Raw genomic sequence first — 24,453 nt, 5'->3', positions numbered from 1 at the left:
GGGGCGGCCCGAGAGAGCCCCTGTGGGCTTGCCGCTTTTTGCACGTGAAATTCGTGCTCCGGCCCGCTAGAGCGCTGCGATCATGCAAGGTGAACTCCAGAAGCGCGAACCCTCTGACGTCCCGGCGGATGCTGAGGTCCCGGCTGCAATGCCCGAAACGGCGTCGGTGGTAGGAGATGCGCCTGCGCCCAAAGCGCGCTCGCTCGGGCCGCTGCGGATGGTGTTTGGCACCGCGGTGCAATACCCGCGCGAGATCGCCTTTGCGCTGCTGGCGCTGGTCATCACCTCGGCCGCAACGCTGGCGATTCCGTGGCGCTTCAAGGTCATCATCGACGAGGCGTTCACGGGCGCTGCCAATGCCGACGATATCGCCCACGCCTTTCAATACCTGCTGATGATCGTCGTGATCCTCGGGCTGGGGACAGCGCTGCGATTCTATTTCGTCAGCTGGCTGGGTGAGCGGGTGGTGGCCGATATCCGGCTGAAAGTGCAGGCTAATCTGCTGCGCCTGTCGCCCGGCTTCTACGAGGTGAACAGCCCCAAGGAAATCTCCAGCCGCATGACAAGCGATACGGCGGTGATCGAAAATGTGGTCGGCACCACGGTCTCGGTGGCGCTGCGCAATTCGCTCACTGCGATCGGCGGGATCGGGCTGCTGGTCTATCTCGCGCCGTCGCTGACGCTGGGCCTGCTCATCGGCATCCCGCTGGTGATCGCGCCGATCGTATTCTTTGGCCGCAAGATCCGCGCGGTCTCGCGCTCCAGTCAGGACCGGATCGCGGACGTCGGCGCCTATGTCACCGAGGTGCTTTCGGCGATGAAGATCGTCCAGAGCTTCGGGCAGGAGCGGCGGGAGAGTGAGCGGTTTGCCGGCGTGGTCGAAGGCACGTTCGAGACCGCGCGCCGCCGCATCCTGCTGCGCGCGGCGATGACCTCGGTGGTGATCCTGTTGGTGTTCGGCGGTGTGGTGCTGGTGATGTGGCGAGGCGCGCTGGCGGTGGCTGACGGGCTGATCAGCGGCGGCACCATCGCGGCCTTCGTGCTGACCGGCGGACTTGTGGCCGGTGCCCTGGGTTCGCTCACCGAAGTGTACGGCGATCTGCTGCGCGGCGCGGGCGCAGCGAGCCGACTGGCTGAACTGCTCGAATCCAAGCCCGAAATCGCCGCCCCCGCCCGGCCCGAGCGTCTGCCCGAGCCTGCGCGCGGCAGCCTCAGTTTCCGCAATGTCACCTTCCGTTACCCGGCGCGGCCCGAAACCGCCGCGCTGAAGGACTTCACGCTCGAAATCGAGCCGGGTGAAACCATCGCCATTGTCGGCCCCTCGGGCGCGGGCAAATCGACCATCTTCCAGCTGGTCGAGCGGTTCTATGATCCGCAGGCGGGCACCATCCGTTTGGACGGCGTGCCGCTGACCAGCGCCGATCCCGCCGAGATCCGTTCGCGGATCGCGCTGGTGCCGCAGGAAGGCGTGCTGTTCAGCGCCAATGCCCGCGACAATCTGCGCTATGGCAAGTGGGACGCGACCGACGAGCAAATCTGGGATGCCGCCCGCGCCGCCAACGCGGAAAGCTTCCTGCGCAAGCTGCCCAACGGGCTCGACACCTATCTCGGCGAAGGCGGCACGCAGCTTTCGGGCGGCCAGCAACAACGCGTCGCCATTGCCCGCGCGCTGCTGCGCGATGCCCCGATCCTGTTGCTCGACGAAGCCACCAGCGCGCTCGATGCCGAAAGCGAGCAGTTGGTGCAGCAGGCGCTCGACGGGTTGATGCAGGGCCGCACCACGCTGGTGATCGCGCACCGTCTCGCCACCGTTAGGGCCGCGGACCGGATCGTGGTGCTGGAAGATGGCCGGATCGTCGAACAGGGCACGCATGAGGCGCTGAGCAAGGCAGGCGGGCTCTATGCGCGCCTCGCCCGGCTGCAATTCGCCGACGCTGCGGCCTGATCCCACCCGTCCCTCCCCATCCGTGCCGGACGGGGAGGGACAAGGATCGCCACGCCCTATTCGACGAATGACGACATGCGCCGGACAAAGCGCAACCCTTTCCCTCGTGCGACGTTACTGTGACGTCAGGCCGACACCTCGTCGCCATTCTCAGGGACTCGAGAACACCATGATCCACAAGACCGCCGCCCTTATCGGCGCAAGCCTGCTTGCGCTCACCGCCGCGCCCGCTTTTGCGCAGGACAATGGCCATGACCACCACGGCGATGTCGACACGCTGCTGGCCGCTGCCGACGAAGCACCCGCCGCCGCCCTGCCGACGATGAGCTTCGGCAGCTGGGGCGTGGATCCCGCGCTGCTCGCCGATGACATTAAGCCGGGCGATGACTTCAACGCCTATGTCAACAAGCGCTGGATCGACGCCACGCCGCTCCCCGCCGATTTCAGCCGCATCGGCGCTTTTGTGCTGCTGGGCGAAAAGAGCACCTATGACGTCAAGGCGCTGATGGACGAGCTGGTCGCCAAGGACGCCGCCAGCCTTTCGGGTGACGAGCGCCGCATTCTCGATACCTATCGCACGTACCTCGATACGGCGGCGATTGAAGCGGCGGGCCTTGCCCCGGCGCAGCCCTATCTCGCGCGGATCAAGGGCGCCAAGACGCTCGACGATCTCGCCATGCTGTGGGCCGAGCCCGGCTTTGCCAGCCCTGTGGGCGGCGGCGTTGGCGTCGATGCCAAGCAGCCGGACCGCCACATCGCCAATGTCGGCTTCGGCGGGCTGGGGATGCCGGACCGCGATTACTATCTCGACACATCCGAAAAAGGCGTCGCGATCCAGACCAAGTACAAGGAATACCTGACCTTTCTGCTGGGCGAGGCGGGTTACGCCAACCCGGCCGCGATGGCCGAGACGGTCTATGCCTTCGAGGACACCATCGCCCGCAAGGTGGCATGGGACCGCGCTGTGCGCCGCAACCGCGACCTTACCTACAACCTGCTGACCGCTGACGAACTCAGCGCAATCGGCGGCAAGGTGCCCGTCACCGCGATGCTGACTGCGATCGGGATCGAGAAGAGCCCCGGCTTCGTCGTCAGCCTGATGCCGCCCACGCCGGAGGAAATCGCCAAGTTCAAGCTTGATGAAGCGACGCAGGCCAAGATCGGCAGCGGCCTTCCGGGCATGTTCGCGCTGCTGGGCGAAACCCCGATCGAGACGTTGCAGGCGTGGATGATCAAGGAGTTCCTGTCGGGCAATGCCGCCGTGCTGCCCGCGCGCTTTGACGCCGCGAGCTTCGAATTCTTCGGCAAGACGCTGCGCGGCACCCCCGAACAGCGCCCCCGCTGGAAGCGCGCCATTGGCGAGGCGGAAGGCCTGCTGGGCGAGCTGATCGGCAAGGAATATGTCGCGCGCTATTTCCCGGCCGAAAACAAGGTCGCGATGGATGAGCTCGTCGCCAACCTGCGGCTCGCGCTGCGCGAATCCATCGGCGAGATCGACTGGATGGGCGCGGAGACCAAGACGCAGGCGCTCGCCAAGCTCGACAGCTTCGATCCCAAGATCGGCTATCGCCCGAACCTTGAAACCTATGACGGCCTCGCCATCACCGCGGGTGATCCGATTGCCAACCGCATGGCCGCGGCCAAGTGGGGGCAGGCGGACAATGTCGCCAAGCTCGGCCAGCCGATCGACCGCACCGAATGGGGGATGCTGCCCCAGACGGTGAACGCCTATTACAACTCGGTGAAGAACGAGATCGTCTTTCCGGCCGGTATCCTCCAGCAGCCGTTCTTCGCGCTCTCCAACGATATTGCGGTCAATTACGGCGCGATTGGCGGGGTCATCGGGCATGAAATGGGCCACGGCTTCGACGATCAGGGCTCCAAGTCCGACGCGACCGGGATGCTGCGCAACTGGTGGACCGACGAAGACCGCGCCGCGTTCGACAAGCTGGGTGACCGGTTGGTGGCGCAGTACAACAGCTTCTGTCCGCTCGATGAGGGCAAGACCTGCGTGAACGGTCGCCTGACGCTGGGCGAGAATATCGGCGATGTCGGCGGGCTCTCGATGGCCTACCGCGCTTACAAGATCGCGACCAAGGGCAAGGACGTCCCGGTGATCGACGGGCTGACCGGCGACCAGCGCTTCTTCCTCGCCTGGGCACAGGTCTGGCGTTCGACCCAGCGCGAGGCGAATTACCGCAACCGCTTGGTCACCGACAGCCACTCGCCCGAGGAATACCGGGTCAACGGTGTCGTGCGCAACCTCGACGAATGGTACGAAGCCTTCGGTGTGAAGCCCGGCGACAAGATGTATCTGCCCCCCGAAGAGCGTGTGCGCATCTGGTAAAGGATAGAAAGGCCCGCTCCCGGAAGGAGCGGGCCTTTTGGCATCCACAACCTTTCAATCGTCGCCCCGTGCTTGACACGGGGTTCGGCTTTCTTCCGCTGCGCCCGGACCGAAGAAGCCAAGCCCCGTGTCAAGCACGGGGTGACGAGGTTTGGATGGGACGCGACCTCTTTACGTTGACACCCCGCGCCGCCTCGTCGATGCGGTGCCCCCATGACCGATACCTTAGCCGCGATCCTGCTCGGCATCCTTGAGGGGTTGACCGAGTTCCTGCCCGTGTCATCGACCGGGCACCTGATCCTCGCCACCGAGGTCCTTGGTTTCAACCAGGACGAGTGGGAGGTGTTCAACATCGCGATCCAGCCGGCCGCGATTCTCGCCATCGTGGTGCTGTACTGGCGCACCTTCTGGGATGTGGCCAAAGGGCTGTTCGGGCTCGAAAAAGGCGCGCTGTCCTTCGTGCGCAACCTGCTGGTGGCCTTTTTCCCGGCGGTGCTGCTGGGCCTCGCCTTCGGGGATGTGATCCAGGGCTGGCTGGGCAATCCGGTGCTGGTGTGCTGGTCGCTGGTGCTGGGCGGCGTTGCCATTCTGGCGGTGGAGCGCTGGGCCAACCCGCCCGCCGAAGGCCCGGGCGTTGCGGGCGTGCCGTTGCGGACATCGGTGCTGATCGGCCTCGTCCAATGCCTCGCGATGATCCCCGGGGTCAGTCGTTCGGGCGCGACGATCCTCGGCGCGATGGCCTTCGGGGTGGACCGCAAGACCGCCGCCGAATTCAGCTTTTTCCTCGCCGTGCCGACACTGACCGGGGCGACCGTGTACCAGTTGGCCAAGCACGGGGCGAACCTGACGATGAACGATGCGCAGCTGATCGGGATCGGTTCGATCGCGGGGTTTGTGACCGCATTGGTGGTGGTCAAGATCTTCGTGGCCGTGGTGACGAAGATCGGATTTGCGCCCTTTGCCTGGTATCGCATCGTCCTAGGCCTTGCCGGTCTGGCCTGGCTGACCTGGCGATAAAGCACTTTCCCGGAACCGCTTGGCGCTCCGCTGGTTAGGGAGTCGAACCGCCGCTCGTCGGCGAAGACGGAGACTGAGGACAAAATGGCGTTGCTGGTGCTGATCGTGTTGGGGGCAACTCTGGGCTGGCTGGCCTCGATCCTCGCGCGGACCGAGGCGCCGGGCACCATCCTGCGTCAGGTCGCACTCGGGATGGCGGTATCGGTGGTCGCGGGCGAGATCGCCAATGACGGCACGATGATCGGCAGCCTCTCGTTCCTCAGCCTTGGCATTGCGCTGGCCGCAACCGGAGTCGCGCTGGTGCTGTATCACGCTGTCGCCCGGCGCGGCGCGAAAGCGTAGTTTGTTTTGCCCTCAGGCGCCGGGCGGTGGACGTCCGTCCGCCTTGGCTTTCGAGCCATAAGGCGCGGCGGCCAGTCGGCCTTGCGACGCCTGCGGCGCCAGTCCCTTAGATAGGTACAGCCCCACTGCCGCGTCCGCCGCGCAGGTTATACTCCTGCGTTCCCCGGTGCAGCACATTGTCGACATCGATCACCGCGCTGTTCGCATAGGTGAACCCGGCCGGAAGGCTGCGGTAGAGCCGGTCGAAATCGCGCTCCACTGTCTGGCGGTAAAGATCGGCAAAGCTCTCGATCACGAAATAGGTCGGTTGCAGGTCGCTGATGACGTAATCGGTGCGCATCACCCGGTCGACATTGAGCATGATGCGGTTGGGGCTTTCCGCCTCCACCGCAAAGCGCGCCTCGGTGGGGCCTGACAGGATGCCCGCGCCGTATGCCCGGACAGAGCCCGCCTCCTCGATCAGTCCGAATTCGACCGTGTACCAGTAGAGCGCGCCCAAGGCCTTCAGCCGGTTGTAGCGCATCGCCTTCCACCCGGCGCGGCCATATTCCTGCATGTAATCGGCATAGGTGGGATCGGTCAGCATCGGGACGTGGCCGAAGACATCGTGGAACACATCCGGCTCCTCGATATAGTCGAACGTCTCGCGCGTGCGGATGAAATTGCCCGCCGGGAACCGCCGGTTGGCCAAGTGCCAGAAGAATACGTGATCGGGGATCAGCATGGGGACGGGCACCACGCTCCACCCGGTCAGCGCGCCCAATTCCTCGGACAGCACCCCGAATTCCGGCACACCGCCGCGGGCGAGATCGAGCTTCTCCAGCCCTGCGAGGAACGCCGAGCACGCACGGCCCGGCAGCACCTCCATCTGGCGCGCAAACAGATCGTCCCACACGGCGTGATCTTCGGCGGTGTAGGCGGTCTGCGCCGGCTCCAGCCAGTCCGCGCCAACGTGCGCGGGCTTGGCGAGCGGCGCGGTAAAGACATCCGCCGCCATGTCTGGCAGGATGGCGAAGTCGGGCTGGGGGTCTGCGAGCGTGGCCATATCGTTGCAGATGATACTACCTTTGCGACAGCAGCACAAACAGGAGGGACGCCAATGGCGATGAAGCGCAAGGATTACGAGGCGGCGCTGGAGCCGCTCAGTCTGGAACTGGTCAGCATGGCGCGCTGGGTCAAGGCGAGCGGCGCGCGGGTCGTGGTGCTGTTCGAAGGGCGCGACACGGCGGGCAAGGGCGGGGCGATCACTGCGGTACGCCAGGAACTCAACCCGCGCCAGTGCCGCACGGTGGCGCTGACCAAGCCGACCGAGGCGGAGCTGGGCCAGTGGTATTTCCAGCGCTATGTCGCCCACCTGCCGACAGCGGGCGAGATCGTGCTGTTCGACCGCTCATGGTACAACCGCGCTGGTGTCGAGAAGGTGATGGGTTACGCAGACGCGGCGCAGGTCGAGGCGTTCCTGAAGGCGGTGCCCCTGTTCGAGAAGCTGCTGGTGGATGACGGCATATTGCTGTTCAAATACTGGCTCGCCGCGGATCAGGACAAGCAGGAGGAGCGCCTGCGCGAACGGCTAGACGATCCGCTCAAGCGCTGGAAGCTCTCCCCCATCGATCTCGCGGCGCGGGAAAAATACGATGATTACACCAAGGCGCGCGAGGCGATGCTGAAGGCGACCCACACTGATCACGCGCCATGGACTGTGGTCGATTTCAACGACCAGCGGCGCGGGCGGCTGACGCTGGTGCGCGACTTGCTCTCGCGGATTCCTGATACGCACGCGGAGCCGGACGCAATCGACTTCCCCGAGCTGGGCCGAAAGCCCGCGAAGGAGAAGTACAAGGTGCTGAAACCGATTGCGAATTTCGAAGTCTAATCGTCATCACGAGGAGCGCAGCGACGCGGCGATCCATGGCCTGAGGTCTGCATTACCAAGCTCCGGCCATGGATTGCTTCGTCCGGTCGAACAGGTTCGACCCTCCTCGCAATGACGAGGCTTAGATGGTTGCCGCAGCCGCCGTCACCTGCCGACCATCGCTGGCGAAGGCGGCCAGTTCGAAACCTTCGTCCTTGGCGCGCATCACCAGATGCAGCGGCTCGCCCGCGATGGCGGGGGAGAGGCCGCGAAACTGGAAGGTCCGCAGCCGGTTCTCGCCCAATTCGCTGGCGGCGAGTTGCAGCAGCAGGCTCGCAGTCAGCGGGCCATGCACCACCAGTCCGCGATACCGCTCCACGCCTTCCGCATAGGGCGCGTCATAGTGGATGCGGTGGGTGTTGAAGGTCAGCGCCGAGTAGCGGAACAGCAGGCGCGGATCAGGGGTGAGGGAGCGATGCGCATCCCACCCGGCGGGATCGAATGTCCCCTCACCCGGCGGCGGGGGGGAGAGCGATGCATCGGGCGTCGCCGGATCGCGGTACACCAGCGTCTGCGTCTCGATCACGGCAATGGTGCCGTTGGTCTTGGTGACATGCTCGACATCGACAAAGGCGAGGCGGCCCGACCCGCCCGACTTTTCGCTGACCGAGGCGACCCTGCTGGTGCGTTCGATCACCGCCCCGATGGCGATGGGCGACGGGAACTGCATCTTTGAAGACGCCCACATGCGGCGCGGCATGGGGAAGGGGGGGAGGAAGCTGTCGGGGCTGTCATCGCGCGCCGGATGCCCGTCCTCACCCAGCTTTGCGGTGGGCGCCTCGGGGGTGCACAGCGCGAAGTGGATGCCCTGCGGCATGATCGCCGGATGCGGGTGGGGAAGATCGAAGGTGGCGAGCCAGCGCGCGGCCAGCCCTTCGTCCAGCCGATCCGTGGCGCGGGTCTCGCGCCCGATCCATGCGCTGAAGTCGCTCATGTCGCCCGCTCGAACACCGCCGCGATGCCCTGACCGCCGCCGATGCACATGGTTTCGAGTCCGTAGCGCACCCCACGCCGGTGCATTTCATGCGCCATGTCGGCGAGGATACGCCCCCCGGTCGCGCCGATGGGGTGGCCCAGCGAAATGCCCGATCCGTTGACATTGAGGATGTCGCGGCGCGAATCGTCGTCCGACCAGCCCCAGCCCTTGAGCACCGCGAGCACCTGCGGGGCGAAGGCCTCGTTGAGTTCGACCATGCCGATATCGTCCCAGCTATAGCCGCGCCGCTCGAACAGCCGCTCCACTGCAGGCACCGGGCCGATCCCCATGCGCGAGGGATCGCACCCCGCCGCCGCCCAGCCGCCGAACCATAGCATCGGGGTGAGGCCCAGCTCTTCCAGCTTGTCTTCCGCGACCACGAGGCACGCCGCCGCCGCGTCGTTCTGCTGGCTGGCATTGCCGGCGGTGACGATGGCTTGCGGATCGCGTTTGCCGTCGATGGGCGCGAGCTTGCCGAGTGTCTCCATCGAAGCGTCGGTGCGGTAGCCTTCGTCGTGATCGAAGATGATGGGATCACCCTTCCTCTGCGGGATCGCGACGGGGACGAGCTGCTCGGCGAACTTGCCTTCCGCCCACGCCCGCGCCGCGTTCTGGTGCGAGCGGACCGCGAAGGCATCCGCCTGTTCGCGGGTGATGTCGTAATCCTTGGCGAGGTTCTCGGCGGTCTCGATCATCCCGGTGATGACGCCGAACCGTTCGACCGGCTGACTCATGACGCGGCCGCGCGAGAGGCGGTCATGCAGCACCATGTCACCCATCCGCACGCCGCCGCGTGCGGCCAGCGTGTAGTGCTCGACGTTCGACATGGATTCGACGCCGCCCGCGACCACGACATCGGCCATGCCCGTCTCGACCATCATCGCCGCCGTCGCCACGGCCTGCACGCCCGAACCGCAGCGGCGATCCAGCTGGAAGCCGGGCACTTCGATTGGCAGACCTGCCGCGAGCCACGCCCAGTGGCCAATCGCGGGCGCCTCGCCATTGCCGTAGCCCTGCGAGAAGACGACATCGTCCACCCGCGAGGGATCGCTTCCCGAGCGTTCCATCAGCGCCTTGAGGATCACCGCGCCCAGCTGCCCGGCATTCATACTGGAAAGCCCGCCGAGGAACTTGCCCACCGGGGTGCGGAGCGGGGTGCAGATGGCGGCTCTTCTGGTCATTCTCTCAATCCTTCCAAACCTCCGTTCGCCTCGAGCGAAGTCGAGAGGCCTTGCGCAGGTGTCTCGACTTCGCTCGACACGAACGGGCGCGGTGTCATTTGTCGCTCAGCGCCACCGTGCCCGCGTCGACGAGCTTGCCGATGGCGCCGGAGGAGAGGCCCAGCTTCTCGGCCAGCACCTCTTCGGAATGCTCCCCAAGGTAGGGCGCAGGCGCGGGGTCGCCCGCCTCTTGCCCCGGCAGGTTCGCGAAGGAGCGGGTGGCGGGGTAATCGAAGCCGGAAGGGTTCGCGGGCGCGGGGCCGAACAGCGGATTGTTCGCCACCAGCACCGGATCATTCGCGGCCTCGTAGGCCGTGCGATAGCGCTCGAAGGTGCAGCCCTCGGCTGCCATGCGCGCTTCGAGTGTCGCGTAATCCATCCCGTCCGCCGCGCTCTGGAACAGCGCGAACAGCGCGGCGCGGTGCTGGAAGCGGGGCGTGTCGCTTGTCGCAAAGCGCACGCCGCATTCGGCTTCCAAGGCGGCGATGCCGTCCTGCAATCCGAAGGCCTTGACGAGGCCGGTCCACTGCTTGGGCGTCAGCGCGGCGACCATGAAGCGCACGCCGTCCTTTGCCCGGAAGTCGCGCCCGAACGCGCCCCAGATCGCATTGCCGAGCCGCTCGCGGTCCCCGCCGCGATAGAGCACTTCGGCCATCAGCCCGGCGTTGGCCATGGTGCCGATCGCCACGTCGCCGAGCGGCAGGCGCACCTCGCTACCCTCGCCCGTGCGGTCGCGGTGGTGCAGCGCGGCCAGCATGGCGAAGGCGCCATAGGCCCCGGTGATGAAGTCCCATGCCGGGAGCACCTGATTGACCGGCGGCGCGGTCGCCGCGTCCCAATCCTCGGGGCCGGACATCAGCGGATAGCCCGCCGCGGCGTTCACGGTGAAATCCATCGCCTGCCGTCCGTCATGCCAGCCCATCACGCGAAGGCTGATCATATCCGCGCGCTTCGCGGCCATTGCCGCATGGCTGAGGAAGCTCCGCTCCGGCAGGTTGGTGATGCACTGGCCGACGCTCGCCGCCAGCGCCACCAGCAGCTCGCGCCCCTCACCCGATTGCAGATCGAGCGCGACCGATTTCTTGGCGCGGTTGAGGTTCTCCCACGAGAGCGAGCGCCCCTCGCGGGTGAGCATATAGCGGTTGTAATCGAGGCCGCCCGCCTTGTGATCGACGCGGATCACCTCCGCCCCCATCTGCGCGCAGTACAGCCCGGCGGTGGGCGAGGCGACGAAGCTGGAGACTTCGACGATGCTCAGGTCGTTCAATAAATTATACATTTCAATCCTCCCCCATCGGGGGAGGGGGACCAGCGTAGCTGGTGGAGGGGCACCCTCGATTGCTCATGTCATCAGCGGTTCGGAGCAGCGGCACCTGCCCCTCCACCACCCTGCGGGTGGTCCCCCTCCCCGTTCCGGTGAGGATCATGCTGCCGCCCATTCGCGCAGCATATGCTTGGCGATCTGGAGCTGGAGGATCTGCGTCGTGCCCTCGTAGATGCGGTAGATGCGCGCATCGCGGAAGAAGCGTTCAGCGTCATATTCGGCGAGGTAACCCGCGCCGCCATAGATTTGCACCACGCGGTCAACCACGCGGCCGCACATTTCGCTGGCGAAGACCTTGAAGGCGGCGGCTTTGACGAGGATGTTCTCGCCCCGGTCGGCCCGCGCGGTGACATCGGCCATCATGCTTTCCGCAGCATAGATCTCGATCTCGCTGTCGGCGAGCATCGCCTGGATCAGCTGGAAGTTGGCAATCGGCTCACCGAACGCCTTGCGCTCATTGGCGTAACGCAGCGCCGAATCGAGGGCCCGCCGTGCGTATCCGGTCGCCGCTGCGCCCACAGAAATGCGGCCATTGTCGAGGCTCTTCATCGCGAAGACGAAGCCCTTGCCGGTCTCGCCGCCGAGCAAGGCATCGCCGGGCACCCGCACATCGTCGAGCATAATGTCGGAAATATGCGATCCGCTCTGCCCCATCTTCCTGTCGGGCGAGCCGGTCGAGACGCCGGGCGCATTCATCGGCACCAGAAAGGCGGAGACATGCGCGTTCTTGGGCAGTGCTTCCTTGTTGGTGCGCGCCATGATCAGCGCAACTTCGGCGTGGGGGGCGTTGGTGATGTAGCGCTTGGTGCCGTTCAGGATCCAGCCATTGCCATCCGGGTCAGGCGTGGCGGTGGTCGCGAGCCCGGCGCTGTCGCTGCCCGAGCCCGGTTCCGTGAGGCCGAAGCAGGCGATCCGCCCCTCAGCGATCTTGGGATACCATTCGGCCTTCTGCGCCTCGGTCGCGCCGTTCTTCAGCGCGCTCGCGAACATCCCGACATTGATCGAGAAGATCGACCGGTAGGCGGGCGCGGCATAGGCCATGATGTTCACCACACGCGCGTACTGCGTCATGCTGAGCCCCGCGCCGCCGAACTCTTCGGGGACCGAGAGGCCGAACAGCCCCATCTCGCGCATTTCCGTGAGGATGTCCTCAGGGATGCGATCCTCGGCGATCACCTGCGCTTCGGCCGGGATCAGCCGTTCGCGGACATAGCGTTTCAGCTGCTCGGCGAATTGTTCGAAGGTGTCCTCGTCCATGCCCGGATTGGTGGGCGCCGCGAGATGGGTGGGGGCATTCATGGTGGGCAATCATCCTTGGGCAGCAAGGCAGGCTGGCCTGCTCGCGCCTAATTGCGCGGAGCGGCTGCGTCGCCTGTCATTTCGGCAGGGGCTGGCGCAGGCGTTTCCGAGGGCAGCGCCTCGGGCGGAAGGCGGCGCTCGTCCAGCATCGCGGCCGCATCCTCAAGCGCCTTGGCCTCGCCCGCGCTGACCCCGCCCGGCGCGCTCGCACCCTCGCCCCCGCACGCAGCGAGAGTGAGGGCGAGGCCCACAGCGATTGGCCAGCGCGGCATGGCGCGGCTTACTCGGCCGGTTCTTCAGCCGCGGCCGAGGCTTCGGCAGCGACATTGGCGGCGGCTTCGGCCGATTGCTCGGTGGTGGCTTCGATCGCCGCATCGGTCGCAGGCGCATCGGTCGCGGTGGCGGACGGATCGGCCACCGGGACTTCGGCGACGGGCGCGAGCGCGCTGTCGGCAGGCATTTCCACGGTATCGGCGCTCGCCTCGGTCGAGGCATCATCCGCGCTGCCGCAAGCGGCGAGCATCAGGGCGGCGCCAGAAAGGGCGATGAAGGGGGCTGCTTTGCGCATCGGGTAGTTCCTCTCGTCGGTGACGTTATGGCGGGGGTTTAGCCAAGCCTTGGGGGATACGCCAAGCGGCAAATGGTGCTTTAACCATTGTCGGTTAGGCTGCCGCGCATGACCCGCAATCAATCCCTCGCGCTATCCGCGCTCGTCGCTGCCGCTGCTACTGCCGCGCTCCCTGCCGCCGTGCTGCTCGCCCAGCCTGTTCCCGGTGCCTTCACCGTGGTCGAAACCGGGCGCAGCTATGGCACCTTGCAGGACGCGGTGAACGACATCGGCAACACCCGCGCCACGATCCGCATCGCGCCCGGCACCTATCGCCAATGCGCGGTGCAGGAAGAAGGCGTGATCATCTACGAAGCCGCCGAACCCGGCACCGTCACGTTGGCGGGCCGCGCGTGTGAGGGCAAGGGCTCGCTGGTGCTGCGCGGCACGGGCGCCGAAATCCGCGGGCTGACCTTCAGCAACATCAATGTCGAGGACGGCAACGGCGCGGGCATCCGGCTGGAGACGGGCGCGCTGAATGTTGCCTATGCCCGGTTCGAGAACAGCCAGCAGGGCATCCTGAGCGCCGCCGATCCATCGATCCGGGTGTACATCACCCGCTCGACCTTCACCGGGCTTGGCACCTGCGAGAACGACGCGGGCTGCGCGCATTCGCTCTATATCGGCGATATCGGCTCGCTCACTGTGCGCGAAAGCCGGTTTGAGCGTGGCACGGGTGGCCATTACCTGAAAGCGCGCGCCACCGAGGTCGTGATCGAGGGCAACAGCTTTGACGACGCCAACGGGCGCACCACCAATTACATGATCGATCTGCCCGCAGGCAGCGTCGGCCGGATCGCCGACAACTGGTTCGTGCAGGGGCGCGACAAGGAGAATTACTCGACCTTCATCGCGCTGGGAGCCGAAGACCTGCTCCACCCCTCGGACGGGCTTCAGGTGGTGAACAACGAAGCCCGCTTCGTGCCCGGCCTGACCCGCCAGACCGCCTTCTTCGCCGACTGGACGGGCTCGCGAATCGTCATGCAAGGCAACAAACTGGCCGCCGGGATCAAGCAGTACGAGCAGCGCTAAAGCAGCAAATGCCCTGACCGGTCGCGCTTGGTCGCCAGATAGCGGGCGTTGTGCGGGTTTTCGGGGAGCTGGTGAGGTACGCGCTCAGTCACGGTGATGCCGGCGGCTTCTAGCGCGGTGACCTTTGCTGGATTGTTGGTCAGCAGCCGAATCGTGCGGGCGCCGAGCAGTTCCAGCATCCGCGCCGCCACCGGGAAATCGCGGGCCTCGTCCGGCAGGCCAAGCCGCTGGTTGGCCTCGACCGTGTCGAAGCCCTGATCCTGCAAGCGGTAGGCGCGCAGTTTGTTGACGAGCCCGATTCCGCGCCCCTCCTGCCGCATATAAAGCAGCACGCCCCACCCGCCTGAGTCCTGCGCCTCATGCGCCATCGCGTGCAGCGCGGCGTCCAGTTGCGGGCCGCAATCGCATTTGAGGCTGCCGAGGATGTCGCCAGTGAGGCACTCGGAATGCAGCCGGACCAGCGGCTGGCGGTCGCCCGATTGCTTGCCGATGACGAGCGCCACATGTTCGCGCAGGTCGGCCGCCGAGCGGAAGGCGACGATCTCGGCGTCCTCGCAGGCCGACACCGGCAGACGCGCGCGGGTGACGATGCGCAGGGCGCCCGCAGCCGAATAGGCGGCAAGATCGGACACAGCGACCGGCTGCGCCTCGCCCGCGTCCACCGGGTCGACCAGAAAAGCCGGGAGAATCCCCGCAATCCGCGCCAGTTCCAGCGCGGCGCGGGCCGATTCTTCCCAATCGAGCGTCACCGCCTTGAACGGGCCCTTCAGGGGATTGCCCAGATCAAGCGCCGGATCGGCAATCGGCAGGGCATCGCGCATGGTGAAATCCTCGCCCCCCGCGATCAGCACAGGCGCGTGCGGCACGGCGGCCTCGCGCTGGTTGGCGAGTTTCAGGGTCGCAGCGCGGGCGGCGGAAATCAGCATCTGCGGCGCGCTGGCACCTTGGGCAATGGCGGTTTCGACTGGCAGCAGCGTTATCGGCCCTTGGGGCCCACCCGCGAACACCAGCGGCCAGCCGTGGCGCAGCGCGTCCACCGCCTGCGCCGCGCGGCGGGACGGGGAGGGCGGCTCGCTCAGAGGTCGAACTCCGTGATCAGCGGCACGTGATCGGACGGCTGCGTCCAGCTGCGCGCATCCTCCAGCACGCGGTGCGACCTCGCCTGCTTGGCGACGTCGGGCGAGGCCCACATATGGTCAAGCCGCCTCCCCTTGTCGTTCTCCTGCCAGCCCGGATTGCGATAGCTCCACCAGGAGTAATAGCGCGCCGGAGCGGGCACATGCTGACGTCCGAGATCGACCCAGCCGTGCGCGTCCTGAAACCGCCCCAGCGTCTCGACCTCAATCGGCGTGTGGCTGACAACCTTGAGCAATTGCTTGTGGCTCCACACATCGCTTTCGAGCGGGGCGATGTTGAAATCGCCGACGATCAGCGTCGGGCGGTCAAGCCGATCGGCCCACTTCGTCATGCGTCCGAGGAAATCGAGCTTCTGGCCGAACTTCGGGTTCACCTCCCGGTCCGGCACATCGCCGCCAGCGGGAACATAGACGTTCTCGATCAGCAGATCCTTGCCCAGCACCTCGACCCCGATATGCCGCGCTTCGCCATTGTCCTGCCAGTCGTGGCGGGTGACTTCGCGGATCGGCACGCGGCTGATGGTGGCGACGCCGTGGTAGCCCTTCTGACCGCTCACCGCCTGATGGGTGTACCCCAGCGCCGCCAATGCCTCGGCCGGGAAAAGATGGCTCTCGCACTTGATCTCTTGCAGACACAGGATGTCGGGCGCGGCCTCGGTGAGCAGCTTTTCGATCAGGCCCACGCGCAGGCGGGCGGAATTGATGTTCCAGGTGGCGACAGTCAGCATGGCAGCGGACTTAGGCATGGGTGGCACCAAAATCCAGCCACTAGGATGGCGATCAGCGCTTTACCGTCCCACCGCCAACCGATAGCGGGCAGCCTGAGGAGAACCCCGATGACCACGACCCGCGCGATGATTGCTCTGCTGGCCGCAGCCCTGCCCTTGAGCGGGTGTGTAACCACCATTACCACCACCGGCGCGAGCGATGCACGCCCCGCTCCGGTGGCTGAGGTCGCCACGCCGAAGCAAGCGAAGAACGTGATCCTGTTTATCGGAGACGGCATGGGCATCTCCACCATCACCGCAGCGCGGATTTACGAAGGGCAGAAGCGGGGCGAGACGGGGGAGGAAAACCGGCTCAGCTTCGAGAAGTTCGATAACCTGGCGCTGGTCAAGACCTACAACACCAATGCGCAGGTGCCGGACAGCGCGGGCACGGCGACCGCGATGCATTCAGGGACCAAGACCCGCATCGGGGTGCTCGGCATCGGGCCGGAGGCGGAAAAGGGCGTGTGCCAGGACGCGCTCGCCCATCCCTTGCCCTTGCTGGGCGAGGAAGTGAAACAGCGCGGCCTCGCGCTCGGGATCGTCACCACGACGCGCCTGACCCATGCGACTCCGGCCAGCGTCTATTCGCGCAGCGCGGATCGTGACTGGGAGAGCGACACCAACATCCCCGCCGACCAGCAGGGGCAGGGTTGCAAGGACATTGCGCAGCAGCTCGCCGATGCGAAGTTCGACGTCGCGCTCGGCGGTGGCACCGCGGTGTTCTACGGCAAGGACAAGGAGCGCAGTGGCCGCCGGATTGATGCCGGGGCCGATTTGCCCGACCAGTGGGCCGCACGGAATGGCGGCACCGTCGTCAAGACCGCCGCCGAATTGGCCGCCGCGCCGATGGACAAGCCGGTGCTCGGCTTGTTCAATCCCGGTCACCTGACCTTCATGGCCGACCGGAAGGCGGATTCGCCGGAGCCTACCCTGACCGACATGACCGCACAGGCGATCACGCGGCTGAAGGCCGATCCCGATGGTTTCTACCTGATGGTCGAAGGCGGGCGGATCGATCACGCGCACCACGCCGGACAGGCAGGCTATGCGCTGGAAGAGGCGGTCGAGTTCGCGCGCGCGGTGCAATATGCGGTCGACAACACCGATCCGGCCGAAACGCTGATCATGGTCACCGCTGATCACAGCCACGTCTTCACGATTTCGGGCTACCCGCAGCGCGGGAACGACATCCTCGGGCTGGTGGTGCCGCCGAAGGGCAATGGCGAGGATGGCGGGGACGGCGCATCGCCCCTGCTGGCGGCGGATGGCAAGCCCTACACCACCTTGGGCTACGCCAATGGGCCGGGCGGGTTGCTGGCCAAAAAGCATGACGCTGACGATGAGGACCACGATCACGGCCGCCCGATGCCCGAAACCGGGATCAAGGCCCGCCAGCAGGCGCTGGTGCCGCTCGGCAGCGAGACCCACGGCGGCGAGGACGTCGCCCTGTTCGCCACCGGCCCCGGCGCAAGCCGCGTGCGCGGTGTGATCGAGCAGAACGTGATCTACGCAATCATCCGCAAGGCGCTGGGCTGGGAGTAGGTTTTGCGCGGACGCGCCCCGGTGATTTAGGCATCGCCGAAAAGGGATTCGACCGAGAACCGGAGCGGAGCGCACTTAATGTGCGTGAGCACCGGAAGCGCAGGGCGGAGCGCTTTGCAGGCCTGCATAAATCGCCGGGACACCAAAAAACCCTCGACCCGGGGGCGGTGGGTCGAGGGTTCCATGGAGCGTTCGTCACGCTTGTACAAGGCAGGCCCAATTCCGAAGGGTGGGCAACAGGGGGGAAACCTCCCTTCGAGCCGCCTTGTTGAGAATGATTAGCCCGTCGCGGCTTTCATTCACATGAACACGCGGCGAATTTTGTCGCGTTCTTACAACAGCTCGCCGTACCGCCGTTCATCCCGGACGACGAGTTGAGCGGCGCGGGTCCTTGAAGGTGAACGTGCTGTCGGCGACGGCCACGCCGTAACGCTGGTTCGATAGCACCACCTTGGTGCGGTTGTTCTGCGCATCGAGCGCGACCCAGTGGGTCAGCTGCAAACCGCCGGGCGCCGAAGCGTTCTTTGTGAAGATCAGCGTGATCATCCCGAACTCGGGCTTCTTGGGATCGCGCACTTCCACGCTCAGCACATTGGGATTGCTGGTCGGCACCATCTTGCCGAACTTCTTCACATCGCGATCAGGATCGAACAGCGCGCCCAGCGGCGAGTTGCCAATCGGCCAGCGTTCGACCTGATTGACCTCGTAATCGATCACGTAAAGCGACTTGCCGTTCGAAATGACGAGGAAATCGGCGTCCTTGCCATAGTCGAAGCGGATCTTGCCGGGGCGCTTCAGGGTCATCTGGCCGCGCAGGGTCGCGCCCTGCCGGTCGGTCTGGGTGAAGTCGGCCTTCATGGTTGAAATGCCACGCAGCGCGCCGACCACCTTGTCGAGGTTGGTGGCGGACTGGGCCGCAGATTGCGCCGCCGCCGGAGCCGTCAGCGGGGCCGTGCCAGCGGGGGCAAGGCCAAGCGCCAGCGCACCGGCCCCAAGGCCGATGACGAGCGTGCGAAGAGAAGCGATAGGTGTTGTCATGCCGATGCGCCTAAGGACGCGGGCTTGAACTGTCGATGAATTACCGCACACTGCCCTAAGGCCGAGCGCGGGAGCCAGATCTTACTTGATCTTGGCTTCCTTGAATTCAACGTGCTTGCGCGCCACGGGATCATACTTCCGGAAGCTCATCTTCTCGGTGATGTTGCGCGGGTTCTTCTTGGTCACGTAGAAGAAGCCGGTGCCCTCGCTCGAGACGAGGCGGATCTTGACGGTGGTGGGCTTCGCCATGGCGGGTTCCTGTCAACTGGGTCGGCCCGGCGAGTGCGTCACGCAGGGCTAAAAAAGCAAATAGCGGCGCGCCCGGAAGGCCCGGCACACCGCCACATGGGCGCGCCATTCGCCGATTCACGGGGAAAAGTCAAGGCGGGGTTGGGCGCGCGCTTACCAGTCCGAACTGCTGGGCTTGCCGCGATTGGCCTTCACTGTGCCGCGCACCTTCTTGACCTTGAGCCGCTCCGTCTTGCCCACCCGGTTGAGGCGGGTCTTGGCGCGGCGCTTGGGCTGCGTCTGGGCCTCCTCCAGCAGTGCCGCGAGCTTGGCGCGCGCGTCCTGCCGGTTGGCCTCCTGCGTGCGGTGGGCCTTGGAATTGATGATCAGATCGCCGTTGCCCGCCAGCTTCGCGCCCGCCAGCGCCCGCAGCCGCGCGAACACCGGGGGTGACAGGCGCAGCGCGTAGATGTTGACCCGCAGTTCGACTTCGGTCGCGACCTTGTTTGCATTCTGCCCGCCAGGGCCGGAGCCTGCGAGAAAGCTCTCGCTGGCGAGCCGGATCGCCCGGGCGCTTAGCGGTTCGGGCGAATCGTCATCCATCTGTCGCCCCGCCATCCTTCGCCCCGAGAGCGAGGAAATCGTTCGGCAGCGCAGCGCGGGCTTCGATCGCGGGCTTGCCGGGGCGGGTGACGGTCAGGCTCTCGGCGTGGAGCATGGTGCGCTTGGCACCCGGCGCATTGCCCGCGCCATAGATCGGATCGCCCAGCAGCGGCAGGCCAAGGCCCGCCAAGGCGTGGACCCGCAGCTGGTGGGTGCGGCCGGTTTCGGGGCGGAAGCGGATCAGGCTGTGCGGCCCAAGCTCGTCCACCAGCTCCCAGTGCGAGACCGCCGGCTTGCCCTTCTTGGCCGGGATCATCCGCCAGCCCTTCTCTGCCGAGCTGATCTTCGCCAGCGAAAGCTCGATCGTCCCTTGCGTCCCCTGCGGATGCCCGGCGAGGATCGCGAGGTAGGTCTTGTCCACCAGCCGCTCCTCGAACGCCTTGTTGAACCGGGCGAGCGACTTGGGATTGCGGGCGAGCAGCAGGCAGCCGCTCGTATCGGTGTCGAGCCGGTGCACCGCGACGGGCGGACGCTGGAAGCCCAGCTTCAACCGCTCAAGGTGGTCTTCCAGACAAATTCCGCCCTTGCGCGGTTGATCGACCGACATGCCTGAAGGCTTGTCGATCACCAGCGCTTCACCGTCTTCGTAGAGGATTTTGATATCAGCCATGGGCCCCACTAACCGCTCGCCCCAAGCTTGTCTAAGCCTGTCCTGAGCGGGCGCGGTTCAGACCAGCTCCGCCCGCATCAATCCGCGCAGGGCATTGCCGATCCAGAAGCCACTGGCGAGATCGTCCAGCGTCAACTCCGCCTCGCGCGCCTTGCCCTCGCTGAGCAGGTGTTCGCGCAGCACGCCGGGGAGCAGGCCGAGGTGGGCGGGCGGGGTCAGCAGCACGCCATCGGGCCCCTCAGCAAAAACGCAAGTAAAGCTGCCTTCGGTGACGCGGCCATCCCCGCGCACCAGCAGGGCCTCATCTGCGCCGAAGCTGCGGGCCGCCGCCAGTGCCTCCTCGTAGAAGCCGCGGTCCGAGGTCTTGTGCATCAGCCGCCAGTCCGACGGATCGAGCGGATTGGGAAGCGCGGCAACCTTCACTGGCTCACCCAAGGGCGCAGGCAGCGGACCGGTTTCGAGCGCGCTCGCCCCGGAGCGCGATACCAGCAACCGCACCCGCGCCGGGGCGTCGAGTTCAAAGCACAGCGCCTGAATCTGATTGCGCAGGGCGTGGCGATCAAAGGCAAAACTCAGCGTGGCGGCGCTCGCCTTCATCCGCGCAAGGTGGAGTTCGAGCAGGGCGATGCCGCTTTCCGGTTCAAACCGCATTGTCTCGATCAGATCGCATTGCGGCGCGGCAAGGCCGGGTGCCGCGCGGCGCAGGAAGCCTGCCTTGACCTCGCACTCGCGCCGTTCGGACAGCGCCTCACTATCCGCCACAATCGCCGAGCCGATGCCGAGCACCGCTGACCCTTGCCCGTTTTCGATGGGGGCGAGGCGCAGCGTGCGGATCGCGACATTGAAGGCGGCATTCCCGTCAGCATCGATCCGCCCGATCGCCCCGCAATAGGGCCCGCGCACATCGCGCTCGACTGCGCCCAGCAGTTCCATCGCCCGGATCTTGGGCGCGCCGGTAATCGAGCCGCAGGGGAACAGCGCCCGCACCAGATCCATCGCGCCCTTGCCCGGGCTGAGCCGCGCGCGGACGGTCGAGACCATCTGGTGCACCGTCGGGTAGCTCTCGACCGCGAAAGGCGCATCGACATGGACGCTGCCCGCCTCGGCGACGCGCGACAGATCATTGCGCATCAGATCGACGATCATCAGGTTTTCGGCCCGGTCCTTCACCGAGGTGGCGAGGTCGTCTGCCAGCGCCGCGTCTGCCGCGGGTTCGGGGTTGCGCGGGCGCGTGCCCTTCATCGGCTTCACCTTCGCCTCCGCACCATTGAGCGCGACGAACAGTTCAGGCGAGAAGCTCAGCAGCCAGTGCGACCCGTCGAAGATCAGCCCGCCATAGCCTGCCGCCGCCGCATCGCGCAGCGCGGCATAGACTCCCACCGGATCGCCGCGGAAAGAGCCAGCCAGCGGGTAGGTGAGGTTCGCCTGATAGATGTCGCCCGCGTGGATCGCCTCGCGCAGGGCATGGAACGCGGCCTCGTATCCGCCGGGAGAGAGCTGCGGCTCCATCGGGCCGAGCGTGCCGGTGCCTTCCGCCCGCGCGGTGAGCCAGCCGGGCACGTCGCCTGCCGCAATCCGCGTCGGCGCATCGAATAGGCCGAGCCACACCAGCGGCCCAGCCGCTCCACTGCGCGCGGCAGCGAGGCCTGCCAGCTTCGGCTCCAGCGCGAGGCCCGCTTCATAGGCGATATAGCCTGCCAGCGATCCGCCCTGCGCTAGGCGGGCAGCCTCCGCCGCGGTCAGTACGCTATCCACCTCATCCGGCCGATGCGCCACAAACAGCGCGCGCGGCGCTTCGTAAAGCAGCGCGTCGGCGGCACTTTCCCCGGCGCGGGCATCGTCCAGCAGCACGAAAGGCGTAGTCTGACCCATGCCGGATAGCCTTAGCCAAATGTGCGCCGCTGTCGAGAACTTGACCGCTGCGGACGGCCCCTGCACATCAGGGTCAGACAGAGTGTGACGGGGATCAAGCATGGGTGAGCAGGCGGGCGATATCTATCTGGGGCTGGGGTCGGACGGATCGCGCCAAGCGCTGGCGCTTAGCCGGTCGAACCGCCACGGGCTGATCGCGGGCGCGACCGGCACGGGCAAGACCGTGACCTTGCAGGGCATCGCCGAGAGCTTTTCCAAGGCGGGCGTGCCGGTGTTCGTCGCCGACGTGAAAGGCGACCTGTCGGGCATTGCCATGCCGGGTTCGCCGACCTTCAAGCACGCCGACAAGCTGGAGAGCCGCGCCAAGGAACTCGGCATCAGTGATTACACCTACACCGACAATCCGGTGATCTTCTGGGACCTCTATGGCGAGCAGGGCCACCCGATCCGGACCACAGTGTCGGAAATGGGCCCGCTGCTGCTGTCGCGCTTGCTCGATCTGAACGAGACGCAGGAAGGCGTGCTGCAGATCATCTTCCGCTATGCTGACGAGAACGGGTTGCTGCTGCTCGACTTCAGCGACTTGCAGGCGCTGCTGGCCTGGGCGAACGAGAATTCGGCGGAATTGTCCGGCAAATATGGCAACGTCACCAAGCCTTCTGTCGGATCGATCCAGCGCCAATTGCTCAGTTTCGAGGCGCAAGGGGCGGACAATTTCTTCGGTGAGCCCGCGCTGGAGATCAATGATTTCCTCAAGGTGGACGAGCAGGGTCGCGGTTACGTCAACGTGCTCGCCGCGGACAAGCTGATGCGCAGTCCCAAGCTTTACGCCACCTTCCTGCTGTGGCTGCTGGCGGAACTGTTCGAGAGCCTGCCCGAAGTCGGCGATCCCGAAAAGCCCAAGCTGGTGTTCTTCTTTGACGAGGCGCACCTGCTGTTCGACGATGCGCCCAAGGCCTTGCAGGACACTATCGAGAACGTGGTTCGCCTGATCCGTTCCAAGGGTGTCGGCGTGTTCTTCGTCACCCAGAACCCGATCGACATTCCCGAGGAAGTGGCCGGCCAACTCGGCAACCGGGTGCAGCATGCCTTGCGCGCTTTCACCCCGCGCGATCAGCGCGCGATCAAGGCGGCGGCGGAGACGTTCCGGGTCAATCCCAAGCTCGATGTCGAATCCGCGATCACCGAGCTGAAGGTGGGCGAGGCGCTGGTTTCCACGCTGGATGAGGACGGTGCCCCCACCATTGTCGAGCGCACACTGATCAAGCCGCCGCGTTCGCGCCTCGGCCCGGTGACGCCCAAGGAGCGCGCGATTATTCAATCGATTAGCCCGCTCGATGGCAAGTACGACACCCGCGCCGACCGCGAAAGCGCCGCCGAAGTCCTCGCCGCCAAGGCTGCCGATGCGGCTGCCACGGCGGAGGAAGTCGCGGAAAAGGGACGCGAGGAAGTCGGCAAGCGTGAGCGCAAGACGCCGTCTGTGTGGGAGAAGGCGGGCAAGAGCGCGATGACTGCGGCGGGCGGTTCGCTGGCTTCGATCGCGGTGGCGGCGGTGCTGGGCAAGAAGTCCGGCGCCAATCCGCTCAAGACCGGCGCGACCGCTTTTGTCAGGAACCTGATCGGCGGGCTGATGCGCTGACGTCCGCTCGGACAAGCGGGGCAGACCGGGAAACGGGCCGCCGACTGTTCCACGTGAAACACGCAATGACCCGGCGATGATGGCACAATGACCGCGCGACGCCGCGGGCCATCCGCACCGCCGCGAGAAAGCTAGCGCGGGCGGTGCTCGGTGCCCTCCCCGGCGGTGATGAAGATCGCGGTTGCGCTCTCTGCCACATCGGCGGTGTGCCACACGCCGGGCGGGTTGATCGCATAGTCCCCCGCCGTCAGCGTCACGCTTTCATGCCGCCCATCGGGATGTTCCTGCACCAGCACCATCGACCCCGCCACGCAGATCACCACTTCGGCGCCTGCCGGATGCATCTCCCATGAGGTCCAGCTTTCGCAGAAGGTGTATTGCGACACCAACCGCCCTTCCGCCCCGTCAGCGGCAGCACGCGCGCCGTAGTCTTCGTACCATGCCATCCCGGTGAAGGGCGGCAGCACCTCGGCCTTGGCGCCGAGACCGAGGTGGATGAACCGCTCCTCCAGCCGGGGCGCGGTCATTTTTTGGGCACCATGCAGAAGGCGTTCAGCTTGTTGCCATCGGGATCGCGGAAATAGCCGGCATAGAACCCGTCCTCGCCGCGCGGGCCGGGGGCGCCTTCGTCGCGGCCGCCGTGCGCCATCGCGATGCCGTGGATCGCATCGACATCTTCCGTCGTCTTCACTTCGAGCGCGACCATCACGCCGTTGCCCACGGTGGCGGGCTGGCCATCGAACGGCAGGGTCGCCGCAATCCCCGGCGCACCGCCCCATTCGCCCCAGGCGATGAAGGCTTCGGTATCCATCATCCGCCCGACCCCGAAATGCGCGGCCAGCGCGTCATAGAACGCCGCCGCGCGCGGCAGATCATTGGTGCCCAAGGTGACGTAGCCGATCATCGTGTTTCCTCCCATGTGATGCGAATCGAT

General features: G+C 66.1%; 24 protein-coding genes. 8 read left to right on the top strand and 16 right to left on the bottom strand.

Features of this window, described 5'->3' with window-relative positions:
- The first annotated feature begins 148 nt into the window (after positions 1 to 148).
- The 4 genes from GVM20_RS11480 (at position 149) to GVM20_RS11465 (ending at position 5,651) form a co-directional block, all read left to right on the top strand.
- Positions 149 to 1,945 carry an ABC transporter transmembrane domain-containing protein gene (locus GVM20_RS11480; protein WP_166547353.1) on the top strand — a complete coding sequence of 599 codons (1,797 nt, stop codon included), beginning with the start codon at positions 149 to 151 and terminating at the stop codon, positions 1,943 to 1,945.
- Positions 1,946 to 2,114: 169 nt separating this feature from the next.
- Positions 2,115 to 4,292: a M13-type metalloendopeptidase gene (locus tag GVM20_RS11475; RefSeq protein WP_166547326.1), complete on the top strand. Its 2,178-nt coding sequence runs from the start codon at positions 2,115 to 2,117 to the stop codon at positions 4,290 to 4,292.
- Positions 4,293 to 4,505: 213 nt separating this feature from the next.
- On the top strand, positions 4,506 to 5,309 hold the full coding sequence (locus tag GVM20_RS11470; protein WP_166547325.1) for an undecaprenyl-diphosphate phosphatase: 804 nt from the start codon (positions 4,506 to 4,508) through the stop codon (positions 5,307 to 5,309).
- An 84-nt stretch (positions 5,310 to 5,393) separates the two neighbouring features.
- Positions 5,394 to 5,651: a hypothetical protein gene (locus GVM20_RS11465; RefSeq protein ID WP_166547324.1), complete on the top strand. Its 258-nt coding sequence runs from the start codon at positions 5,394 to 5,396 to the stop codon at positions 5,649 to 5,651.
- A 106-nt stretch (positions 5,652 to 5,757) separates the two neighbouring features.
- Here the strand turns inward: GVM20_RS11465 and phhA are convergent, their stop codons facing one another.
- Positions 5,758 to 6,648, bottom strand: a complete 891-nt coding sequence (gene phhA / locus GVM20_RS11460) for a phenylalanine 4-monooxygenase (RefSeq protein WP_166547352.1) — start codon at positions 6,646 to 6,648, stop codon at positions 5,758 to 5,760.
- Between the two features lie 102 nt (positions 6,649 to 6,750).
- Here phhA and ppk2 point away from each other — a divergent pair, with 102 nt between their 5' ends.
- Positions 6,751 to 7,524, top strand: coding sequence for a polyphosphate kinase 2 (gene ppk2 / locus GVM20_RS11455; RefSeq protein ID WP_166547323.1), 774 nt, complete (start codon positions 6,751 to 6,753; stop codon positions 7,522 to 7,524).
- Positions 7,525 to 7,645: 121 nt separating this feature from the next.
- Here ppk2 and GVM20_RS11450 read toward each other — a convergent pair whose 3' ends face one another.
- From GVM20_RS11450 to GVM20_RS11420, 6 genes are all read right to left on the bottom strand, one after another.
- On the bottom strand, positions 7,646 to 8,497 hold the full coding sequence (locus tag GVM20_RS11450; RefSeq protein ID WP_166547322.1) for an HTD2 family dehydratase: 852 nt from the start codon (positions 8,495 to 8,497) through the stop codon (positions 7,646 to 7,648).
- On the bottom strand, positions 8,494 to 9,720 hold the full coding sequence (locus GVM20_RS11445) for an acetyl-CoA C-acetyltransferase (RefSeq protein WP_166547321.1): 1,227 nt from the start codon (positions 9,718 to 9,720) through the stop codon (positions 8,494 to 8,496). The genes GVM20_RS11450 and GVM20_RS11445 overlap by 4 nt, the downstream gene beginning before the upstream one ends.
- A 94-nt stretch (positions 9,721 to 9,814) precedes the next feature.
- Complete coding sequence (locus GVM20_RS11435; RefSeq protein ID WP_166547320.1) at positions 9,815 to 11,038, bottom strand: CoA transferase; 1,224 nt, start codon at positions 11,036 to 11,038, stop codon at positions 9,815 to 9,817.
- Between the two features lie 144 nt (positions 11,039 to 11,182).
- Positions 11,183 to 12,382: an acyl-CoA dehydrogenase family protein gene (locus GVM20_RS11430; protein WP_234031972.1), complete on the bottom strand. Its 1,200-nt coding sequence runs from the start codon at positions 12,380 to 12,382 to the stop codon at positions 11,183 to 11,185.
- 47 nt (positions 12,383 to 12,429) lie between these two features.
- Positions 12,430 to 12,654 carry a hypothetical protein gene (locus tag GVM20_RS11425; protein WP_166547319.1) on the bottom strand — a complete coding sequence of 75 codons (225 nt, stop codon included), beginning with the start codon at positions 12,652 to 12,654 and terminating at the stop codon, positions 12,430 to 12,432.
- Positions 12,655 to 12,662: 8 nt separating this feature from the next.
- The gene (locus tag GVM20_RS11420) at positions 12,663 to 12,950 is read right to left on the bottom strand and encodes a hypothetical protein (protein WP_166547318.1); all 288 of its coding nucleotides are present in this window, start codon (positions 12,948 to 12,950) and stop codon (positions 12,663 to 12,665) included.
- A gap of 108 nt (positions 12,951 to 13,058) precedes the next feature.
- Here GVM20_RS11420 and GVM20_RS11415 point away from each other — a divergent pair, with 108 nt between their 5' ends.
- On the top strand, positions 13,059 to 14,021 hold the full coding sequence (locus GVM20_RS11415) for a right-handed parallel beta-helix repeat-containing protein (RefSeq protein WP_166547317.1): 963 nt from the start codon (positions 13,059 to 13,061) through the stop codon (positions 14,019 to 14,021).
- Here the strand turns inward: GVM20_RS11415 and ribA are convergent.
- Together ribA and GVM20_RS11405 are read right to left on the bottom strand one after the other, a co-directional pair.
- On the bottom strand, positions 14,018 to 15,058 hold the full coding sequence (gene ribA, locus GVM20_RS11410) for a GTP cyclohydrolase II (protein WP_353653149.1): 1,041 nt from the start codon (positions 15,056 to 15,058) through the stop codon (positions 14,018 to 14,020). The genes GVM20_RS11415 and ribA overlap by 4 nt on opposite strands.
- 38 nt (positions 15,059 to 15,096) lie before the next feature.
- Positions 15,097 to 15,885 (bottom strand): exodeoxyribonuclease III, encoded by a 789-nt coding sequence (locus GVM20_RS11405; RefSeq protein ID WP_166547350.1) that lies wholly within the window; start codon positions 15,883 to 15,885, stop codon positions 15,097 to 15,099.
- Between the two features lie 108 nt (positions 15,886 to 15,993).
- Here GVM20_RS11405 and GVM20_RS11400 point away from each other — a divergent pair, with 108 nt between their 5' ends.
- On the top strand, positions 15,994 to 17,469 hold the full coding sequence (locus GVM20_RS11400; RefSeq protein ID WP_166547316.1) for an alkaline phosphatase: 1,476 nt from the start codon (positions 15,994 to 15,996) through the stop codon (positions 17,467 to 17,469).
- Between the two features lie 357 nt (positions 17,470 to 17,826).
- Here GVM20_RS11400 and GVM20_RS11395 read toward each other — a convergent pair whose 3' ends face one another.
- The 5 genes from GVM20_RS11395 to pabB form a co-directional block, all read right to left on the bottom strand.
- Positions 17,827 to 18,507 carry a LolA family protein gene (locus GVM20_RS11395; RefSeq protein ID WP_166547315.1) on the bottom strand — a complete coding sequence of 227 codons (681 nt, stop codon included), beginning with the start codon at positions 18,505 to 18,507 and terminating at the stop codon, positions 17,827 to 17,829.
- An 81-nt stretch (positions 18,508 to 18,588) separates the two neighbouring features.
- Positions 18,589 to 18,756, bottom strand: coding sequence for a 50S ribosomal protein L33 (rpmG, locus tag GVM20_RS11390; RefSeq protein WP_017664380.1), 168 nt, complete (start codon positions 18,754 to 18,756; stop codon positions 18,589 to 18,591).
- A gap of 153 nt (positions 18,757 to 18,909) precedes the next feature.
- Positions 18,910 to 19,338: an alternative ribosome rescue aminoacyl-tRNA hydrolase ArfB gene (gene arfB / locus GVM20_RS11385; protein ID WP_166547314.1), complete on the bottom strand. Its 429-nt coding sequence runs from the start codon at positions 19,336 to 19,338 to the stop codon at positions 18,910 to 18,912.
- Positions 19,331 to 20,008, bottom strand: a complete 678-nt coding sequence (locus tag GVM20_RS11380) for an RluA family pseudouridine synthase (protein ID WP_166547313.1) — start codon at positions 20,006 to 20,008, stop codon at positions 19,331 to 19,333. The genes arfB and GVM20_RS11380 overlap by 8 nt, the downstream gene beginning before the upstream one ends.
- A 57-nt stretch (positions 20,009 to 20,065) precedes the next feature.
- A complete protein-coding gene (pabB, locus tag GVM20_RS11375) occupies positions 20,066 to 21,880 on the bottom strand; it encodes an aminodeoxychorismate synthase component I (RefSeq protein WP_166547312.1) in 1,815 nt (604 codons plus the stop codon).
- Positions 21,881 to 21,980: 100 nt separating this feature from the next.
- On the opposite strand from pabB, the gene GVM20_RS11370 reads away from it, so the two are divergent.
- A complete protein-coding gene (locus GVM20_RS11370; protein ID WP_166547311.1) occupies positions 21,981 to 23,519 on the top strand; it encodes a helicase HerA-like domain-containing protein in 1,539 nt (512 codons plus the stop codon).
- 131 nt (positions 23,520 to 23,650) lie between these two features.
- Here the strand turns inward: GVM20_RS11370 and GVM20_RS11365 are convergent, their stop codons facing one another.
- Positions 23,651 to 24,046, bottom strand: coding sequence for a cupin domain-containing protein (locus GVM20_RS11365; protein WP_166547310.1), 396 nt, complete (start codon positions 24,044 to 24,046; stop codon positions 23,651 to 23,653).
- Positions 24,043 to 24,423, bottom strand: a complete 381-nt coding sequence (locus GVM20_RS11360; protein WP_166547309.1) for a VOC family protein — start codon at positions 24,421 to 24,423, stop codon at positions 24,043 to 24,045. The genes GVM20_RS11365 and GVM20_RS11360 overlap by 4 nt, the downstream gene beginning before the upstream one ends.
- Positions 24,424 to 24,453 lie beyond the last annotated feature (30 nt).

This window comes from Porphyrobacter sp. SLTP (assembly GCF_009905735.1).
Taxonomy (GTDB): domain Bacteria; phylum Pseudomonadota; class Alphaproteobacteria; order Sphingomonadales; family Sphingomonadaceae; genus Erythrobacter.
The sequence above is the reverse complement of the archived record's forward strand: the minus strand, read 5'-3'. Positions and strand labels throughout refer to the sequence as shown.

Excerpts from the sequence above, each read along its gene's own strand:
- GVM20_RS11435 (WP_166547320.1), bottom strand. The coding sequence starts at position 11,038 with ATGTATAATTTATTGAACGACCTGAGCATCGTCGAAGTCTCCAGCTTC.
- GVM20_RS11400 (WP_166547316.1), top strand. The coding sequence starts at position 15,994 with ATGACCACGACCCGCGCGATGATTGCTCTGCTGGCCGCAGCCCTGCCC.
- GVM20_RS11380 (WP_166547313.1), bottom strand. The coding sequence starts at position 20,008 with ATGGCTGATATCAAAATCCTCTACGAAGACGGTGAAGCGCTGGTGATC.
- GVM20_RS11470 (WP_166547325.1), top strand. The coding sequence starts at position 4,506 with ATGACCGATACCTTAGCCGCGATCCTGCTCGGCATCCTTGAGGGGTTG.
- GVM20_RS11365 (WP_166547310.1), bottom strand. The coding sequence starts at position 24,046 with ATGACCGCGCCCCGGCTGGAGGAGCGGTTCATCCACCTCGGTCTCGGC.
- GVM20_RS11450 (WP_166547322.1), bottom strand. The coding sequence starts at position 8,497 with ATGAGCGACTTCAGCGCATGGATCGGGCGCGAGACCCGCGCCACGGAT.
- GVM20_RS11370 (WP_166547311.1), top strand. The coding sequence starts at position 21,981 with ATGGGTGAGCAGGCGGGCGATATCTATCTGGGGCTGGGGTCGGACGGA.
- GVM20_RS11480 (WP_166547353.1), top strand. The coding sequence starts at position 149 with ATGCCCGAAACGGCGTCGGTGGTAGGAGATGCGCCTGCGCCCAAAGCG.
- phhA (WP_166547352.1), bottom strand. The coding sequence starts at position 6,648 with ATGGCGGCGGATGTCTTTACCGCGCCGCTCGCCAAGCCCGCGCACGTT.
- arfB (WP_166547314.1), bottom strand. The coding sequence starts at position 19,338 with ATGGATGACGATTCGCCCGAACCGCTAAGCGCCCGGGCGATCCGGCTC.
- rpmG (WP_017664380.1), bottom strand. The coding sequence starts at position 18,756 with ATGGCGAAGCCCACCACCGTCAAGATCCGCCTCGTCTCGAGCGAGGGC.
- GVM20_RS11475 (WP_166547326.1), top strand. The coding sequence starts at position 2,115 with ATGATCCACAAGACCGCCGCCCTTATCGGCGCAAGCCTGCTTGCGCTC.
- GVM20_RS11405 (WP_166547350.1), bottom strand. The coding sequence starts at position 15,885 with ATGCTGACTGTCGCCACCTGGAACATCAATTCCGCCCGCCTGCGCGTG.
- GVM20_RS11415 (WP_166547317.1), top strand. The coding sequence starts at position 13,059 with ATGACCCGCAATCAATCCCTCGCGCTATCCGCGCTCGTCGCTGCCGCT.
- GVM20_RS11430 (WP_234031972.1), bottom strand. The coding sequence starts at position 12,382 with ATGAATGCCCCCACCCATCTCGCGGCGCCCACCAATCCGGGCATGGAC.
- GVM20_RS11360 (WP_166547309.1), bottom strand. The coding sequence starts at position 24,423 with ATGATCGGCTACGTCACCTTGGGCACCAATGATCTGCCGCGCGCGGCG.
- GVM20_RS11395 (WP_166547315.1), bottom strand. The coding sequence starts at position 18,507 with ATGACAACACCTATCGCTTCTCTTCGCACGCTCGTCATCGGCCTTGGG.
- pabB (WP_166547312.1), bottom strand. The coding sequence starts at position 21,880 with ATGGGTCAGACTACGCCTTTCGTGCTGCTGGACGATGCCCGCGCCGGG.
- GVM20_RS11465 (WP_166547324.1), top strand. The coding sequence starts at position 5,394 with ATGGCGTTGCTGGTGCTGATCGTGTTGGGGGCAACTCTGGGCTGGCTG.
- GVM20_RS11445 (WP_166547321.1), bottom strand. The coding sequence starts at position 9,720 with ATGACCAGAAGAGCCGCCATCTGCACCCCGCTCCGCACCCCGGTGGGC.
- GVM20_RS11425 (WP_166547319.1), bottom strand. The coding sequence starts at position 12,654 with ATGCCGCGCTGGCCAATCGCTGTGGGCCTCGCCCTCACTCTCGCTGCG.
- ppk2 (WP_166547323.1), top strand. The coding sequence starts at position 6,751 with ATGGCGATGAAGCGCAAGGATTACGAGGCGGCGCTGGAGCCGCTCAGT.
- GVM20_RS11420 (WP_166547318.1), bottom strand. The coding sequence starts at position 12,950 with ATGCGCAAAGCAGCCCCCTTCATCGCCCTTTCTGGCGCCGCCCTGATG.